At 62.0% G+C, this 15,379-nt stretch carries 18 protein-coding genes; 5 read left to right on the top strand and 13 right to left on the bottom strand.

The window, feature by feature from the left end:
* Window positions 1-18 precede the first annotated feature (18 nt).
* The 3 genes from cobO to bluB are packed head-to-tail and all read left to right on the top strand — an operon-like array spanning window position 19 to window position 2,565.
* Window positions 19-621 (top strand): cob(I)yrinic acid a,c-diamide adenosyltransferase, encoded by a 603-nt coding sequence (cobO, locus tag GSR16_RS07480; protein ID WP_159876029.1) that lies wholly within the window; start codon window positions 19-21, stop codon window positions 619-621.
* A 1-nt stretch (window position 622) separates the two neighbouring features.
* On the top strand, window positions 623-1,915 hold the full coding sequence (locus GSR16_RS07475; protein WP_159876027.1) for a cobyrinic acid a,c-diamide synthase CobB: 1,293 nt from the start codon (window positions 623-625) through the stop codon (window positions 1,913-1,915).
* Complete coding sequence (gene bluB, locus GSR16_RS07470) at window positions 1,912-2,565, top strand: 5,6-dimethylbenzimidazole synthase (RefSeq protein ID WP_159876025.1); 654 nt, start codon at window positions 1,912-1,914, stop codon at window positions 2,563-2,565. Before GSR16_RS07475 ends, bluB begins: the two co-directional genes overlap by 4 nt.
* 43 nt (window positions 2,566-2,608) lie before the next feature.
* On the opposite strand, the gene GSR16_RS07465 is transcribed toward bluB, so the two are convergent.
* From GSR16_RS07465 to GSR16_RS07440, 6 genes are all read right to left on the bottom strand, one after another.
* A complete protein-coding gene (locus GSR16_RS07465; RefSeq protein ID WP_159876023.1) occupies window positions 2,609-2,848 on the bottom strand; it encodes a helix-turn-helix domain-containing protein in 240 nt (79 codons plus the stop codon).
* A gap of 140 nt (window positions 2,849-2,988) precedes the next feature.
* On the bottom strand, window positions 2,989-5,265 hold the full coding sequence (locus tag GSR16_RS07460) for a T6SS phospholipase effector Tle1-like catalytic domain-containing protein (RefSeq protein ID WP_159876021.1): 2,277 nt from the start codon (window positions 5,263-5,265) through the stop codon (window positions 2,989-2,991).
* Window positions 5,247-5,909, bottom strand: coding sequence for a DUF3304 domain-containing protein (locus GSR16_RS07455; protein WP_159876019.1), 663 nt, complete (start codon window positions 5,907-5,909; stop codon window positions 5,247-5,249). The genes GSR16_RS07460 and GSR16_RS07455 overlap by 19 nt, the downstream gene beginning before the upstream one ends.
* Window positions 5,891-6,541: a DUF3304 domain-containing protein gene (locus tag GSR16_RS07450; protein ID WP_159876017.1), complete on the bottom strand. Its 651-nt coding sequence runs from the start codon at window positions 6,539-6,541 to the stop codon at window positions 5,891-5,893. Before GSR16_RS07450 ends, GSR16_RS07455 begins: the two co-directional genes overlap by 19 nt.
* Window positions 6,523-7,137, bottom strand: a complete 615-nt coding sequence (locus GSR16_RS07445; RefSeq protein WP_159876015.1) for a DUF3304 domain-containing protein — start codon at window positions 7,135-7,137, stop codon at window positions 6,523-6,525. The genes GSR16_RS07450 and GSR16_RS07445 overlap by 19 nt, the downstream gene beginning before the upstream one ends.
* On the bottom strand, window positions 7,127-7,516 hold the full coding sequence (locus GSR16_RS07440; protein WP_159876013.1) for a hypothetical protein: 390 nt from the start codon (window positions 7,514-7,516) through the stop codon (window positions 7,127-7,129). The genes GSR16_RS07445 and GSR16_RS07440 overlap by 11 nt, the downstream gene beginning before the upstream one ends.
* 83 nt (window positions 7,517-7,599) lie before the next feature.
* Here GSR16_RS07440 and GSR16_RS07435 point away from each other — a divergent pair, with 83 nt between their 5' ends.
* Window positions 7,600-8,211, top strand: a complete 612-nt coding sequence (locus tag GSR16_RS07435) for a 5-oxoprolinase subunit C family protein (RefSeq protein ID WP_205677515.1) — start codon at window positions 7,600-7,602, stop codon at window positions 8,209-8,211.
* Between the two features lie 29 nt (window positions 8,212-8,240).
* Here the strand turns inward: GSR16_RS07435 and GSR16_RS07430 are convergent, their stop codons facing one another.
* Complete coding sequence (locus GSR16_RS07430; RefSeq protein ID WP_159876011.1) at window positions 8,241-9,407, bottom strand: GGDEF domain-containing protein; 1,167 nt, start codon at window positions 9,405-9,407, stop codon at window positions 8,241-8,243.
* Here GSR16_RS07430 and GSR16_RS07425 point away from each other — a divergent pair.
* Window positions 9,406-9,591, top strand: a complete 186-nt coding sequence (locus GSR16_RS07425) for a hypothetical protein (RefSeq protein ID WP_159876009.1) — start codon at window positions 9,406-9,408, stop codon at window positions 9,589-9,591. The two genes, GSR16_RS07430 and GSR16_RS07425, sit on opposite strands and share 2 nt — an antisense overlap.
* Here GSR16_RS07425 and GSR16_RS07420 read toward each other — a convergent pair.
* The 6 genes from GSR16_RS07420 to GSR16_RS07395 form a co-directional block, all read right to left on the bottom strand.
* A complete protein-coding gene (locus tag GSR16_RS07420; RefSeq protein ID WP_159876007.1) occupies window positions 9,574-11,016 on the bottom strand; it encodes an efflux transporter outer membrane subunit in 1,443 nt (480 codons plus the stop codon). The two genes, GSR16_RS07425 and GSR16_RS07420, sit on opposite strands and share 18 nt — an antisense overlap.
* Complete coding sequence (locus tag GSR16_RS07415; protein ID WP_240902623.1) at window positions 11,013-11,864, bottom strand: efflux RND transporter periplasmic adaptor subunit; 852 nt, start codon at window positions 11,862-11,864, stop codon at window positions 11,013-11,015. Before GSR16_RS07415 ends, GSR16_RS07420 begins: the two co-directional genes overlap by 4 nt.
* 32 nt (window positions 11,865-11,896) lie before the next feature.
* The gene (locus tag GSR16_RS07410; RefSeq protein WP_089086263.1) at window positions 11,897-12,100 is read right to left on the bottom strand and encodes a DUF1656 domain-containing protein; all 204 of its coding nucleotides are present in this window, start codon (window positions 12,098-12,100) and stop codon (window positions 11,897-11,899) included.
* The gene (locus GSR16_RS07405; protein ID WP_159876005.1) at window positions 12,097-14,169 is read right to left on the bottom strand and encodes an FUSC family protein; all 2,073 of its coding nucleotides are present in this window, start codon (window positions 14,167-14,169) and stop codon (window positions 12,097-12,099) included. Before GSR16_RS07405 ends, GSR16_RS07410 begins: the two co-directional genes overlap by 4 nt.
* Window positions 14,166-14,663, bottom strand: coding sequence for a MarR family winged helix-turn-helix transcriptional regulator (locus GSR16_RS07400; RefSeq protein WP_240902622.1), 498 nt, complete (start codon window positions 14,661-14,663; stop codon window positions 14,166-14,168). Before GSR16_RS07400 ends, GSR16_RS07405 begins: the two co-directional genes overlap by 4 nt.
* Window positions 14,664-14,849: 186 nt before the next feature.
* Entirely contained in the window at window positions 14,850-15,251 is a 402-nt protein-coding gene (locus GSR16_RS07395; RefSeq protein ID WP_159876003.1) for a glycine zipper domain-containing protein, read from the bottom strand.
* Between the last annotated feature and the right edge of the window lie 128 nt (window positions 15,252-15,379).

Below are 15,379 nucleotides of genomic sequence, written 5' to 3'. Positions count from 1 at the left end.
TCAGACAAGGACAAGACCATGAAAACCGACGCCGCCGCCCACCAGCGCATGGTGGAAAAGCGCAAGGCCGGCTTTGAAAAGAAAAAGGCCGCCGCCACCAAGGAGAAAGGCTTGCTCATCGTCCATACCGGCACCGGCAAGGGCAAGAGCAGCGCCGCCTTCGGCATGGGCTTGCGCATTGTCGGCCACGGCATGCAGCTGGGTGTGGTGCAGTTCATCAAGGGCGCACTGCACACTGCCGAGCGCGACCTGTTCAGCCGCTTCGACAACTGCCGCTTTCTCACCATGGGCGAGGGCTATACCTGGAACACCCAGAACCGCGAGGCTGACATCGCTACCGCGCGTCAGGGTTGGGACGCCGCGCTGGAGATGCTGAACAGCGGCGACTACGACATGCTGATTCTGGATGAACTGAACATCGTGCTGAAGTACGACTATCTGTCGCTGGACGAGGTACTGGCGGCACTGGCCAGCCGCCCGGCCAATCTGCATGTGGTGATAACCGGCCGCCATGCGCCACAGGCGCTGATTGACGCCGCCGATCTGGTCACCGAGATGAAGCTGGTGAAACACCCGTTCCGTGAGCAGGGCATCAAGGCGCAACAGGGCGTGGAGTTCTGACATGGCCATCCGCCACTGCCCGGCACTATTTATCAGCGCCCCGGCCTCGCATCAGGGCAAAACGACACTGACAGCAGGGCTGGCACGCTACCACCGCCAGCAAGGCCGAACCGTGCGCGTGTTCAAGACCGGGCCGGATTTTCTCGACCCCTATGTGCTGGAACAGGCCAGCGGCCACACCGTGTATGCACTGGATTTGTGGATGAACGGCGAGGATGACTGCCGCCAGCGCCTGTATGCCGCCGCCGCCGAGGCCGACCTGATCCTGATTGAAGGCAGCATGGGCCTGTTTGACGGCGCCCCCAGCAGTGCCGATCTGGCGCAGTTGTTTGGCGTGCCGGTGGCCGCCATCATCGACGCTGCCGGCATGGCGCAAACCTTTGCGGCGGTGGCGCATGGACTGGCCACCTTCCGCCCCGGCCTGCCGTTTTACGGCGTGCTGGCCAATCAGGTGGCGTCAGCCCGTCATGCAGAAATGCTCACCACGGCCCTGCCCGCCAGCCTCAATTATCTGGGCGCGGTAATGCGCCAGCAGGACATGGGCCTGCCGGAGCGTCATCTGGGCCTGGTGCAGGCACAGGAAGTGGACGATCTGGAAGCACGGCTGGAGCGCGCTGCCACCCAGCTGGCAAGCACCCGTCTGGCCGATCTGCCACCCGCAGTCGCCTTCCAGCCTGCCTCGGCACCCAGCCTGCCACGCTTGCTGGACGGCGTGCGCATCGCCATCGCCCGCGATACCGCCTTCAGCTTTATCTACCCGGCCAATATCCAGACGCTGCAGGCATTGGGCGCCGAGCTGCATTACTTCTCGCCACTGGCCGACGATGCCCTGCCCGACTGCGATGCAGTCTGGCTGCCCGGCGGCTACCCGGAACTGCATCTGGCCGCGCTGGCCGGTGCACAGCACAGCCGCGCCAGCCTGCACGCCCACGTGGCCGCCGGTAGGCCGCTGTATGCAGAATGTGGCGGCATGCTGTACTTGCTCGACAGCCTGACCGACAAGCAGGGTCAAAGCGGACAGATGCTGGGCCTCTTGCCCGGCCATGCCCGGCTGAATACCCGCCTGAGCGCGCTGGGCCTGCAACAACTGCAACTGGATGGTGCAGTGCTGCGCGGCCACACCTTTCACTATTCCAGCCTGGACACACCCATCACCCCGCTTACCCATGCCAGCCGCGCCACCGGTAGCGGCCAAGGCGAGCCGGTATATCGCCACGGCAGCCTGCTGGCCAGTTATCTGCACCTGTATTTCCCGTCCAACCCTGCGGCCTGCGCCAGATTGTTTCTGCCATGAATGCCTATCCCCAAGCCGACATCGATGCCGTTTACCGCGCCATCCGCGAACGGCGCGACATGCGCCACTTCAAGCCGGACCCGGTGGACCCGGCGCTGCTGCAACGCCTGCTGCAAGCCGCCCATCTGGCCCCCAGCGTGGGTTTCATGCAACCCTGGCGCTTCATCCGCATTACCGATACCGCCCTGCGCCAGCAACTGCATGCCGAGGTGGAGGTGGAACGGGTAGCCACCGCCAAGGCACTGGGCCAGCGGGAAGACGAATTCATGAAGCTGAAGGTGGAAGGCATTCTCGACTGTGGCGAGGTACTGGTGGCGGCGCTGATGGACGGGCGCGAGCGCCATGTTTTCGGCCGTCGCACCCTGCCGGAAATGGATATCTGCTCCATTGCCTGCGCCATCCAGAACATGTGGCTGGCCGCCCGGGCCGAGGGCATTGGCCTGGGCTGGGTATCGCTGTTCGACCCGCAGCGGCTGGGAGCTCTGCTGGGCCTGCCGGCCGAAGCCAAGGCGGTGGCCATCCTGTGCATCGGCCATGTCGAGGCCTTTTACGACAAACCCATGCTGGAGCAGGAAAACTGGGCGCAGCGGCAAAATCTGGCCGCGCTGGTATTTGAAAACGGCTGGGGGGCCGGTCAGCCAACAGGCTGAAAGCCCTAGCGCGCAGCCGCACTAGGCTGGCTGCTGGAGGGACTCAGAAACTGCTGACGAAAATAGTCGCGAAACAACACGATGGCCGGGCTGATTTCAGCCCCTGCCTTACCATGCCGTGCGGATGGCGTACAAACAAACGCGTAACCAGCACTTCCTCCAGTTGCCGGATGGCTGCCGTCACTGCCGACTGAGTGATGTTCAGCTGCATCGCCGCCAGGGAAACCTGCCCTGCTTCAGCAGTCGCTACAAAGTACTTCAACTGCCGGAAGGAAAATGCCATGGTTCTTACGCTCCATCTATTTCCTGCCCGAGCAGATAACTGCAGCGGACTCAACTGAACCTCCGCTCCAGCAAGCTGAACTAGAGCGGTTTGGGCTAGGCAGCCGGTCGGACAAACACCGGCAGTGAGGGCTTAGCACATCAGCCACCCCCTTCCTGCCCGGCCAGTATGGCGGGTTCTGCCTGAGCCCCGGCAGGCGGCTCGCAGCTTGCCGCCGCCTGTTGCAAGGCGTTCAGATAGCGCTTGTTGGTGATGTCATCGTACAAAATCGTCCGCAGCCGGAAATAGCTGCCGTCTGTCTCGCGGTTGCCGGTGGCTGCCACCATGAACCAGGCGCGCGAGTCGTGTATGTGCTCGCCAAACAAGGCCAGCAGATCGCGGTTGGCCGCGGCGCTCAGGCCCTGGCCATTGCCTGCGTCACGCCAGCGTTGCTCGCCTTCGCGCAGCAAATAAACCCCTTCGTATTCGTGGTCCGGGTTGATCGGGCGGGAGAGTAGCGTAGCCAGCCACAGGCCGGTCTGGGTCAAGGTCCAATGCCAGGGGCGGTCCCAGTCCGGGTCGCTGTCAATCAGACTAGCCTGGCCTGGTTCGGCCAGCGGGCTGGGCAGGCGCTTGCCCTTTTCATTGAACCGCTGGTCCACCCGCCGCCAGTGCAGATAGTCTTCGCGAAACTCCAGCGCCGCTTCGCGCAGCTGTGAGTGGTCCATGCTGGGGTCGAAGTCCTTGGCGGGGGATGGCACGCTCAGCCCCGGCACCACCTGGCCGCTGCGCGGGTCCACCACGCCGGGCGGGGCCGGGTTGGCCGCCACCTTGTCCTGCGCTTTTTGTACATCACGCATGGTGCTGCCGGGGCGGTTGATCACCGTGGCCAGTTCGTCTTGCGCCTGCTCATGTGCCTGCGCTTGCTGCCAGGCGGTGTTGGCCCAGTCGTTATGCATGGCATCGTCCGGCGGAATGCGGCGGAAGGCGGCGGTTTGTTCCTGCTGCCCCCCACCGCTGCCGCCCAGGCCACCGGCAAAGCGTTCGATGCGCCAGGCGGTGATCAGCGCGGTTTGCTTGACCACGATTTTTTCCACCGTGTCTTCGGCACAGTCGCGCAGTTGCGCCCAGGCGTTGAAGCGGGTGATGAGTTCAGGTGAGACATCAAATTGCTTGCCTACCGTTTCCTCATCCATCCAGCGCCAGCTTTCGATACTGGCCAGCTTGCCTTCGCTGGTATCGTAATAACTTTTCGGCACCGTCATTGGCGCAGCGGCACGGAATGCCAATAGATACATGCGGCGCAGGGCAATCTGCGACAGCTGCATGCCCACCTCGCCGCCACAGCGGCCCTGCTCGCGCAGGCCGTAGCCACCGCCCACATCAGAATGCACGCCGGGGTAGACAAATTCGCCCAGATTGCCTGCCGGGTAGCGGCCGGACGGCAGCCGGGTGGAATCCAGCGGAAAGCAGATGCGCTGCTCGTGCGCAGCCACCAGGTGCACATGCTGGCCAATAAAGCCGGGGGCCTGCGGCAGCGGCATGGTATTGTCCGCCCAGTCCATATGGCCCAGCGCCGGCGGGCGGATGGCGGCCAGCCCCACCGAGGCCACGGTATCGAACAGGCCGACAAACGGCACCTTCACCGGCACGCCAAACAGCCGGTACTTGCCATCCTCGCCGTACTCGCACAGTTCCAGCAGCCAGTGCAAGAAGGCGCGCGCCTCGGCTGCACCACGGGAGAAGCCATACACATGCACCCGCAAACCAGCCAGCTTGGGCGCTTGCTGCACCTCCAGATGCTGAATGATGGAGGCCATGCCATTGCGCATGGCCTGATGACGACGCTTGCTGGGCGGCACCGGCCCCTGCCGCCGGGTATCCCAGTGATTCAACTCGCCATTCACCATGTCACAGGCAATGCGATAGGCCTCCTCGGTGGTCAGGATTTCCGGTTGGTCCGGGTCCGGGCTTTTACTGCGCCGCAGTGCATCAATCAGCCGGGTCAGCCCCCACAGAATGCGCATCTGCCCGCCAGCGGCGTATTTCAGCCCGGCAGCGGAGAAGCTCATTTCATGGATTTCCTTGAACTGGGTGCCCACCCCTTGCAGATAGTAGGAAAAATAGCCATCACGTGCCGCGCGCTTTCCCTGGATGGAGGCCTGAAACAAGCGGGCGATATTGGAATGGCTATTATTTGGCAGGTCGGTTTCCATATGGTTGTTGGTGCCATCGAAGAACAGCGACACATTGGTTACCAGCCCGCAAGGGGGCGGGCGGCGCTGGGCGCGCGCGGCCAGGCAGGCCTCCTGCATTTCCTGTTGCTGCACATAGCGCGTGTTGCGTAATTCCTGGGCATCACTGGGAAAGGCATCCAGCTGCTCATCCCAGGGGGCGGCCAGTTGGGCGTGTTCCAGGTTTATTGTGCTTTCGGACATGACTGACCCTCCAGTTGTTTGGCTTCGGCTTCCCACTTCGCCAGCATCGGGAATACTTGTTTGCTATCAATCACCAGCCTCACCTGATGGCAGGGCAGGAAGGCCAGATTGATGCCATAGGTATCCTGGTACGGCGGAATCTCCACCTGCGCGCTGTAGTGCTGGTAGCTGGCTTCTTTCTTTTTCACATATTCAAGAAATTTGCTTCTTTCCTTATCCATATTTGGTGCACACCCCAGGCAAGGATTGGGGTCCTCCACCCAGCGCACGGTGGCCATCAGGCCGGGACGCCAGGTGCGTGGCAGCGTGGCGCAGCACACCTCACCGGCAAATACCGCGGACTTGCCCAGAAACTCAAACGTGACGGATTTGACGGTGTAGATATGCGGGTTGAAGTCATACAAATGGGTAGGCACACCAATCAGCCCGCCACCCGGCCCGGCCAGGCTGGAGCACGCTGCCAGCCAGGGCAGCAGCAGGCAGAGCAGCGCGCGTTTAAGCCAGCGGATGCCGTGCCGCCAGAGCTGTCGCCGCCAATAGCGCATATCGCGCAGCTGCTGGGCAGCACTGGGAAAGGCATCCAGCTGCTCATCCCAGGTGGCGGCCAGTTGGGCGTGAGCCAGGTTTATTGCGCTTTCGGACATGCTTGACCCTCCAGTTGTTTGGCTTCAGCTCTCCACTGTTTGATCAGTGGATATTTCTGTTGGCAATCCAGTACCAGCCGTACCTGATGGCAGGGCAGGAACACCAGATTCAGGCCGCAGGTACTGCCATATCGTGGGATCTCCACCTGCGCGCTGTAGTGCTGGTAGCTGGCTTCTTTCTTTTTGATGTAAATATCAAATGCCTTTTGCTCTACGGGGTAACTGAGCGATGGTGCGGGGTCCTCCACCCAGCGCACGGTGGCCATCAGGCCGGGACGCCAGGTGCGTGGCAGCGTGGCGCAGCACTCCTCGCCGCCGGACACCCCGGCCACACCCAGAAACTCAAACTCGGCACTGATGACGGTGTAGATATGCGGGTTGAAGTCATACAAATGGGTAGGCACGCCAATCAGCCCGCCCCCCGGCCCGGCCAGGCTGGAGCACGCTGCCAGCCAGGGCAGCAGCAGGCAGAGCAGCGTGCGTTTAAGCCAGCAGATGCCGTGCCGCCAGAGCTGTCGCCGCCAATGGCGCATATCGCGCAGCTGCTGGGCAGCACTGGGAAAGGCATCCAGCTGCTCATCCCAGGGGGCGGCCAGTTGGGCGTGTTCCAGGTTTATTGCGCTTTCGGACATGTTTGACCCTCCATCTGTTTGGCTTCAGCTCTCCACTGTTTGATCAGTGGATATTTCTGTTGGCAATCCAGTACCAGCCGCACCTGATGGCAGGGCAGGAACACCAGATTCAGGCCGCAGGTACTGCCATATCGTGGAATCTCCACCTGCGCGCTGTAGTGCTGGTAGCTGGCTTCTTTCTGTTTCATATACTCAAGAAATTTTTTCCTCTCTTTGTTGATATTGGGTGCACAGCCCAGGCAAGGATTGGGGTCCTCCACCCAGCGCACGGTGGCCATCAGGCCGGGACGCCAGGTGCGTGGCAGCGTGGCGCAGCACTCCTCGCCGCCGGACACCCCGGCCACACCCAGAAACTCAAACGTGACGGATTTGACGGTGTAGATGTGCGGGTTGAAGTCATACAGATGGGTAGGCACGCCGATCAGCCCGCCGCCCGGCCCGGCCAGGCTGGAGCACGCTGCCAGCCAGGGCAGCAGCAGGCAGAGCAGCGTGCGTTTAAGCCAGCGCAGCAGCGACGGCAACCCCGCACCCAAGGCCGGGGCAGCACTGGGGACCGCGAGTTGGGCGTGTTCCAGGTTTACGGGGTCATCGTGCATAGCCGCCACGATATAGAGATAGTCCGGACAAACTCGGGTTGGCGCAGATGCCTGCATGCAGAAGCGGGCTGAAGCGGTAGCGGGTTTCCTGCAGATTGTGGTCCTTGCGCACCATGCCATGCCAACAGTGCTGCTGCGCCGGGTCGGCTGATGGGCTGGTCATGCCGCTGAGCACTGGCAACGGATGAGACGGCGGCGAGGTGATGATAAAGCTGATCGACCGGTCAATGAGGGTCACCAGTGCCAATGCACAGCCGGGACGGACGACGGTGAACCGCCGCAGATAAGGTGTGTCGAGGGCTTCGTCTAGGGTAAAGCTATGGACAGAGATAGCCAGTCCCTGACGGTCGGGGAAGGAGTGCTGGTAGGGGTTGCGCATGGGTAGGGTGTGAAGGGAGTGATGACATTGGCAATCATTGAAGTGTGCACGGCACAATGCCAATCAGATAGGGAGGAGTCTGTATGGCGAAAGGTCGAAAATCTGTATCAGACGAATTGGCTGGTTTAGGTAGATATCAGGGCAGGCGTTTGCTGGAAGGCGATGACTTGGTGCTGGGAGCCACGTTGCCAACAGCAGCGCAGTCTGGGAGAGCCCTGCCGGAATCACTGCGGCGCAGTCTGCCGCGCAAGGCTGTGGCGCGGGTACTCCCCGGCTTGTATGCGCATCGCCTGTGCGCCGAATCCGCAACACGGTTTTATCAGGAGGAATGGATAGTAGCCTCCGAGTCCGACCGCATCGGCTATCGGCTCAAAGGGGGTTCGCCCTTGCAGTTTCAACCATGGGAAGCACCATTCGGAGCCGGAGACGACCCGTCAAACATCGTGGACGCTGGCTATCCGATTGGCTCCATCCAGGTGTCCGCTGGCAAGGAGCCAATCATTCTGCTGCGTGATGCAGTCTCCGGAGGCGGCTACGCCATGGTAGGCACCGTCATCCGCGCGGATCTGGACGTAGCGGCGCATTGCAGCTCAATCAGGGCATTACGTTTAGCACAGCAGAGATGCAACAAGCCTTGCAGGCCAGGCAACAATATCAGGCTGGGTTGCAGCAACTACGACTGGCGCTGCAGTTGAGCTGAACCCACCGCACCAGGAAGAGCGGATCAAGCATGGGCGACGATGGTATTACGTCCTGCCTGTTTGGCCGCATACAAAGCCTGGTCGGCATTGCGGTAGAGTTCGGGAAACGCAATTCCGGGCTGCCATGCTGCCAGCCCCATGCTGACACTGTAGGGAATGCTGCCGCCAAGCGAGGCCGCCGGCATGCCTCTGGCATGCAAACGTAAATCTTCCGCCAGCTCCAGGGCCTGCGGTACCGTGGCCTGCGGCAACAACAGCGCAAACTCCTCACCGCCCATCCGGCCCGCCACGTCGCCCGGTCGCAGGCCTTGCTGCAGCAGGGCGCTGAACGCCAGCAACACCTGATCGCCGGCCTGGTGGCCATGGCGATCGTTGATCTGCTTGAAATGATCCAGATCCATCAACACCAGACACAGGGGAAAGGCGCTGGCCTCGGCCTGTTGCAATAGCTGCATGCTACGGGTTTCAAAACACTGTCGGGTATTCAGACCGGTCATGCCATCGTGCTCGGCACGCCAGGTAGCCTCGCTGAGCAGGTGCTCCTGCACCATGGCCACGGCCAGCATGGACAGGCCAGGCACCAGCGCTGCGGTCATGCTCATGGAAAAGACATTGGGTACGGTAGTGGCAAACAAGTCGTTGATATCGCCATAGCCACCGCCGTAGTAAATGGATCGCGATAAATGCAGCAGGGATGTGACCGCGCTGCAGGCCGCGCCCAGCCAGTAGACTGCCGCCCGGTGTGTGGGCTCGCGGTGGCGGTACAGCAGCCAGGCGGTGGCCGCAAACACGATGCTGATGCCGCCGGAGGAAATCACCACGCGCATCTGCATGCTGTCCAACAACAGGGTAAAGCCCAGCAAACCGCCAATGCCGGCCAACACCAGCAGCGCCAGTGGCCGGACATGACTTGGCCGACCCAGAAAACGGGCGCAGCCGATGTAAAACGTGCTGGCCGCCACCAGGCCCAGGCCATTGCTCAACACCACACTGAACACCAGCGGCAGCACCATGCGCAAACCCAGTGCCGGCAGATAGCCCAACATGGCGATATTGGCCAGCAGCCAGCTGCGGGTTCCGGCAACACCGGCTTTTTTTAATGACCACAGCTGTACCGTATTACAGGCACACAGCAACTCGGTGACCATGAATACCGGTAAGAGGATGGGAATACTGCCGGGAACCGCCATGAATTGCTTCCGTACAGACATCAAGGCCGCCATGCTATGCCCTGAGCGCAAGCAGGCACAAGCCCATTCAATTCAAATGGAATTTTTTTACATCAAACTGCTGGCAATATCATTGGCCATCCCTGCAGCTGACGACGGCACCGTCCGACACACCGCCGCCACTGCCTCATTCTGCCTTGCCTGACCGGGCCTGCTCCTCCCAGCCACCGCCCAGGGCCAGGAACAGGTTGACCTGATCCTGCGCCAGCTGGCTTTCGGCACTGGCCACGGCCAGATCACTGCTGACCATGGTGCGATCGGCATCCAGACTGGACAGGTAAGGCGCACGGCCGGCCTGATACAGGCGGCGGTTCTGCGCGGCGGCATCGCGCGCACTGTCACGGGCGCTACGCAGCAGCGTCAGCCGCTGCAAGTCCTTGCCGTACAGGCTGAGGCTGGTTTCCACTTCACGCAGGGCATTGAGTACCACACCGTCAAAGTGGGCCAGCGCGGCGGCATTGTCGGCACGGGCAGCAGTGACGCGGGCGCGGCTGCCGCTGTCGGGAATGGTCCAGCTGATCAGCGGGCCAAAGCCGAAGCGCTGGGTGGAGCGCTTGCCCAGGTCTTCCACGAAACCGGTAAAGCCAGCCGATGCCCCCAGCGTGATGCTGGGATACAGCTCGGCGGTGGCCACGCCTATCATGGCGCTGGATTGCGCCAGCCGGCGTTCGGCCTGCTTCACATCGGGCCGGCGTGCCAGCAAGGCAGCCCCATCACCAACCGGAATGGCCTGCGCCAGTTGCGGTTCCTGCGTGCAAGCCAGCGCAGCTGGCGGCAAGGCCTCGCCCGGTGTTTTGCCCAGCAGCATGGCCAGGCGGTAACGGGCGGCATCGCGCTGGGCCTGATAGACGGGCAAGCCTGCCTGCACACTATCTGCCTGCGCCTTGGCCCGTAGCACATCGGTGGCGGTCAGTCGCCCGGCACGCGCCAGCCGCTGTGTCAGTTCCACTTGCTTCTGCTGCAGGCCGTATTGCTGTTGCAAGACCTGGTAGCCGTGGTTAGCCGAGCAGATCTGCAGATAGCTGCGTACGGTTTCTGCCGTCACGGTGATACTGGCCAGGTCGCGCGCCGCGCTTACCGCTTCGGTATTGGCTTCGGCAGCTTCCTCGCCACGCCTGAGCTTGCCAAACAGGTCAAGCTGATAGGCCACGCGGATGCCCTCATCCCCCAGATTGGTGACTGGCAACGGTTCTTCCAGCAGCATGCTCTGGCCGGAAACGCGCGCCCGCTCCGCCGAGGCCGATACGGCGGCATGCGGTCCGGCTTCGGCATTCACTTCGGTGGCCACTGCCATGGCTTTTTGCAGATTGGCCGTGGCCGCACGCAAATCGGTATTGGCGGCTCGGGCCTGTTCCACCAGCTGGTTTAGCACCGGGTCGTGATACAGCTGCCACCAGCGGGGGGCTGCCGGCTGCTGGCTGGTCAGCTTGCCGTCCACATTGGCAAAACCAGCCTGCGCTGCCGGGCGCTGCATCGCGGCCTTGTCCGGCAGATGGTAATCCGGGCCTACGGTGGTGCAGCCTGCCAAGGCAGTCACTACCAGCAAGGCAGTGGGGCAAAGTCGGTTCACGGCTGGCCTCCCTTGCCGGCAAGTACGGCCACGGTGGCGGTACGGCCGGCAATCATGCGGAAATCTGCCGGGACTTCATCCAGCGTCACCCGTACCGGGATACGCTGTGCCAGCCGCACCCAGTTGAAGGTGGGATTCACATTGGGTAGCAAGGTGGCGCCGTTGCTGCGGTCACGATCTTCAATGCCGGCGGCAATGCTCTGCACATGGCCGCGCAGCTTGCGCGCTTCGCCCATGATCTGGATTTCTACCGGCTGGTTCACCTGTACCCGGCCCAGCTTGGTTTCCTCGAAATAGCCGTCCACGTGGAAGGAACGGGCATCCACCAGCGACAGCACCGGTTTGCCGGTGCTGACATAGTCGCCAACACGTGGCATGCGGTCGTTAAGATAGCCATCGACCGGGCTATTCACCACGGTACGTTGCAGGTTCAGCCGGGCCACTTCCACGGCGGTAGCCGCAGCGGCAACATTAGCCTCGTCCTGCTGCACACGGGCTTCGCTTTGTTCAACACTTTCCCGGGCAACCAGATCGGCCAGGCCACGGTTGCGCGCCGCCTCGCGTCTGGCCTGCGCCAGGCCGGCATTCTGCATGGCAAGCGTTGCTTCCGCCTGTTTCAGCGCCAGCGCATAGCGGGCGCGGTCGATGACAAACAGCACCTGGCCACGCTTCACCAGTTGGTTGTCGCTTACTTTCACCTCGGTGATCAGGCCGGAAACATCCGGTGAAATCTGCACCACGTCGGCACGGATGTGGCCATCCCGCGTCCACGGTGCATTGGTGTAGTAATCCCACAGGTAGCGCCCTACCAGCACTGCTGCCACTACCACAATCAGGGTCAGGGCCACCGGGCCCGCTTTTCCTGCCAGCTTTTTCATCATTACCATCCGCGAGTCAGCACGACGAAACCGCCGAGCACGATTACATACAAGGCGAAGTTCATCAGTGAACGGTGCCATACCAGTTTGTAGAAGCCCAGCTGACCCAAGAGGATGCGCAGGCCGGCGGTGACGCCAAAGGCCAGCACCATCAGGATCAGCAGGCTGGGGAAGAACACCCCGTAGATTTCGATTTCACCGATCACGGTGTCACGCCTCCAGTAGCCAAGGGTAAAGGGGCGGCCACGGCAAAGCTGCCGGCTGCCGGAAACAGGGTAAGCCGCAGTTCCACCAGTGCATTGAGTACGGTGAGCACCTGATGGTCGCTGCGGCGCGATGTCGCCAGCACCTGATCCAGGGCGGCATCTATGCGTTGCAGCAGCTGTTCGCGGGTTGGCGCTTGCTGGCGCAATGCCAGCGCATGGCGGTAATGCACGGCCACATCGTCCAGCACCTGTTGCACGCGCTGGCCAGCCGGGCCGGGCAAGGCATTTTCGTCGCGCTGCAGGTGCAATACGCTAAAGCCGGTACGCAGTTCGCTGAACGCCTGTGGCAACTGGTCATGCCCGCTGGCGGCCAAGCGCGGTATCAGTTGGCCCAGTCGGTCCAGCATGCGCGCGGTCAGTTGCGGATAATCGTCCAGCTTACGCCCTGCCGCCATGCGTGCCAGGTCGTGCCAGCTGGCACGTCGCAGCCGGCGGATGGCCAGCTCGATGCCGAAGGGACGTACCAGCAGGCTGAACAACAGCGCAAACGACACCCCTACCACGGTGGCAACATTACCGTTGAAAAACGCATTGAAATCGGTGTCGTACGCCCCTTGCAGGCTGAGAAAGGTAGCGGTGTTCACCGTCAGCATCATGGCAATCATGGTGAACTGCGGCCGGGTAAACAGCGTGCCCACCAGCAAGAACGGTACCGCCAGCATGGCCACCAGCATTTCAAAGGTATAGGCCGCCGGAATCACCATGAACAGCAATACGGTGGTCAGCACAATGCTGACCACCGCCCAGATGAGGAAGGTGCGCATCATCGGGGCGGGTTCGTCCAGCGCGGCAAAAAAGCAGGAGGCAATCGCCACCATGATCACGGCACCGGAACCGTCGGTCCAGCCCAGCTGTATCCACAACTGCGAGGCCAGAAAGATGGCGGCAGACGCTTGCAACGCGGAAAACGCCATCATGCCGTAATCGTAATGCCGTGCTGTGCCACCCACCGGCCAATGCCGATAGGCTGGCTTCCACTGAAAAGTGGGGTGCTCTTCCGCCAGCAACTGCTGCAACAATCGACAGTCCAGCCACAGATTGATCAGTGACTGCAACCGAGCCAGCACATGGGCAGCCAGCAGCGACTGCCAGTCATTGCCGTTGGCAATTTCCTGTTTCAGCGCGGCCAGTTGGCGCTGCAGCACCGGCACCGCCTGACGGCTGTGAGCGAGGTCCGGGTCAGCCATCCAGTCAGCTACCTGCTGCATCAGCGCCGCCAGCGGTGCAGGCAGCCCTGCAGCCTGCTGCACCAGCGCCTGCCGGGTTTCGGTCAGCGAGGACAGGATGGGCAGCAGCATGCTCATGCGGCCACGCAGCTCGCGCGCATGCTTGACCATGGCAAAGCTGGTGGTGTCGTAGGACAGATGAGAAATAAACTGATCCAATGCCAGGATATCCGCCGCCAGCTTGTGGCGACTGGCATGAGCCAGCTCTGCAGCCTCGGCCCGCGGCGGGGTAAGCAGCTCGCAGGCCCAGTCGCGTGCATCCTGCATCCAGCTGTTGATGCGGGCGCTGAAAATAGGGGCTACCTTGCCTGGCCATACCAGTGCGGATACCACGCTGGCACACAGGATGCCCAGCAGGATTTCCTCGCTGCGCGCCAGTGCCACATCGAAGATGGTTTCCGGATTATTCAGTGTGGGCAGGGCAATCATCGGTAGGGTGTAGGCCGACAACATGAACAGATAGCTGCGCGGCGTGCGGTCCAGCAGAGAAATACTCAGCAGGCTGCCAGTCCACAAGGCCACCACCAGGCACAGCAGGGTGGGCGCATTGACAAACAGCGGCATCAGGATGACGGCGGCCGAAGCCCCCAGCAGGGTACCGCCGATGCGGTACACCGCCTTGGATCGGGTGGCCCCGGTCAGCGGGTGCGACACCACGTATACCGTGGCCATTGCCCAGTAGGGCCGCGGCAGTTCCAGCGCCATGGCGATGAACAGCGCCAGCATGGCGGCGGCAAACACCTTGGCCGAAAAAAACCAGTCGCGCCAGGAAGGAAATGTCATGCCCGCCCCTGCCCGGCCATCGCCGCCAGTTCGGCCGCCAGTCCGGGCCGCTGGAACGCATCATCCACCGCCGCGAATACCCGCAGCGTAGCCTCCAGGTCCGCCGCGGAAATATCCTTGAACACCAGAGCGCGCAAGCCCACCAGTTCAACTTCAATCTTGTTGGTCAGCACCCTGCCCGCTTCGGTAAACCACAAGGTATTGGAACGGCGATCCACCTTGTCTTTTTCCCGCCGCACCAGTCCATCTGTTGCCAACTGGTCGATGACGCGCACCAGCGACGGGCCTTCAATGCCGATTTCCTCGGCCAGCGCCACCTGGTTGATTCCTTCACCCAAGCGTCCAATAAAAATCAGGGCAGTGGCACAGGGTGCCGTCAGGCCATGGCCAAATACCACATCCTGCGAAATGTGCCGCCACTTGCGGCCGGCATGCATGATGGCACTGGTAATGCCAAGGCGCAGTAAATCCACATTGTCCATAATGGTTTGCATGTAAATGATTTGATTGCTAATCAATTATAAGGAAAGCATCCCCGCCAAGGCAAGACATTTTCTGGCACCACCAAGCACAATCCCCGCTTGCGCATTACTCTCGCCACAATGCAAAAAGCCCTGATTGCTCAGGGCTTTTCAGCATAGACAGACCAAACGGTGCATTCCAGTTACACCACGACAGGCTCAATCGCCGTGGCGGTAATCGTCGTGCCAGTCACGGCCATGCCAGTCGCGACGATGGTAATGATCGCGCCAGTCACCACGCCAGTCGCCATGCCAGTATGGCCGCGGCGGCGGGGCATAGCGTACCGGTTCCACATAGGCTACCGGCTGGTATACCACGGGAGCCGGGGGCGGCAAGGGGCGATAGCGGCGTTCTTCATCATGCTGGTAGGCCAGCGCCGTGCCGACACTGCCACCAACTGCGCCACCAATGATGGCACCATTGCGTCCGCCAATGGACTGGCCAACGGCGGCACCCACGGCACCGCCCAGCGCGCCGCCAAGAATGGCCGAGGCGTCGGCATGCGCAAGACTGGTAAACGACAGCGCCAGCAGCGCGGGAATCAGGATGCGGGTTTTCATGGACTGGACCTCCAGTGCGTTGATACCGCTCCAGATTAGCGCTCGGCAGGTAACGGCGTGTAAAACAGTGTGAAGAAGCATTGCGCCAGCCGGCCCGGCACATGTTTGCACACAAGTTACGCCGCCTG

This window comes from Aquitalea denitrificans, assembly GCF_009856625.1.
GTDB classification, from domain to species: Bacteria; Pseudomonadota; Gammaproteobacteria; order Burkholderiales; family Chromobacteriaceae; genus Aquitalea; species Aquitalea denitrificans.
Note: the sequence above shows the minus strand (reverse complement) of the source record. Positions and strands in the feature narration are given on the sequence as shown.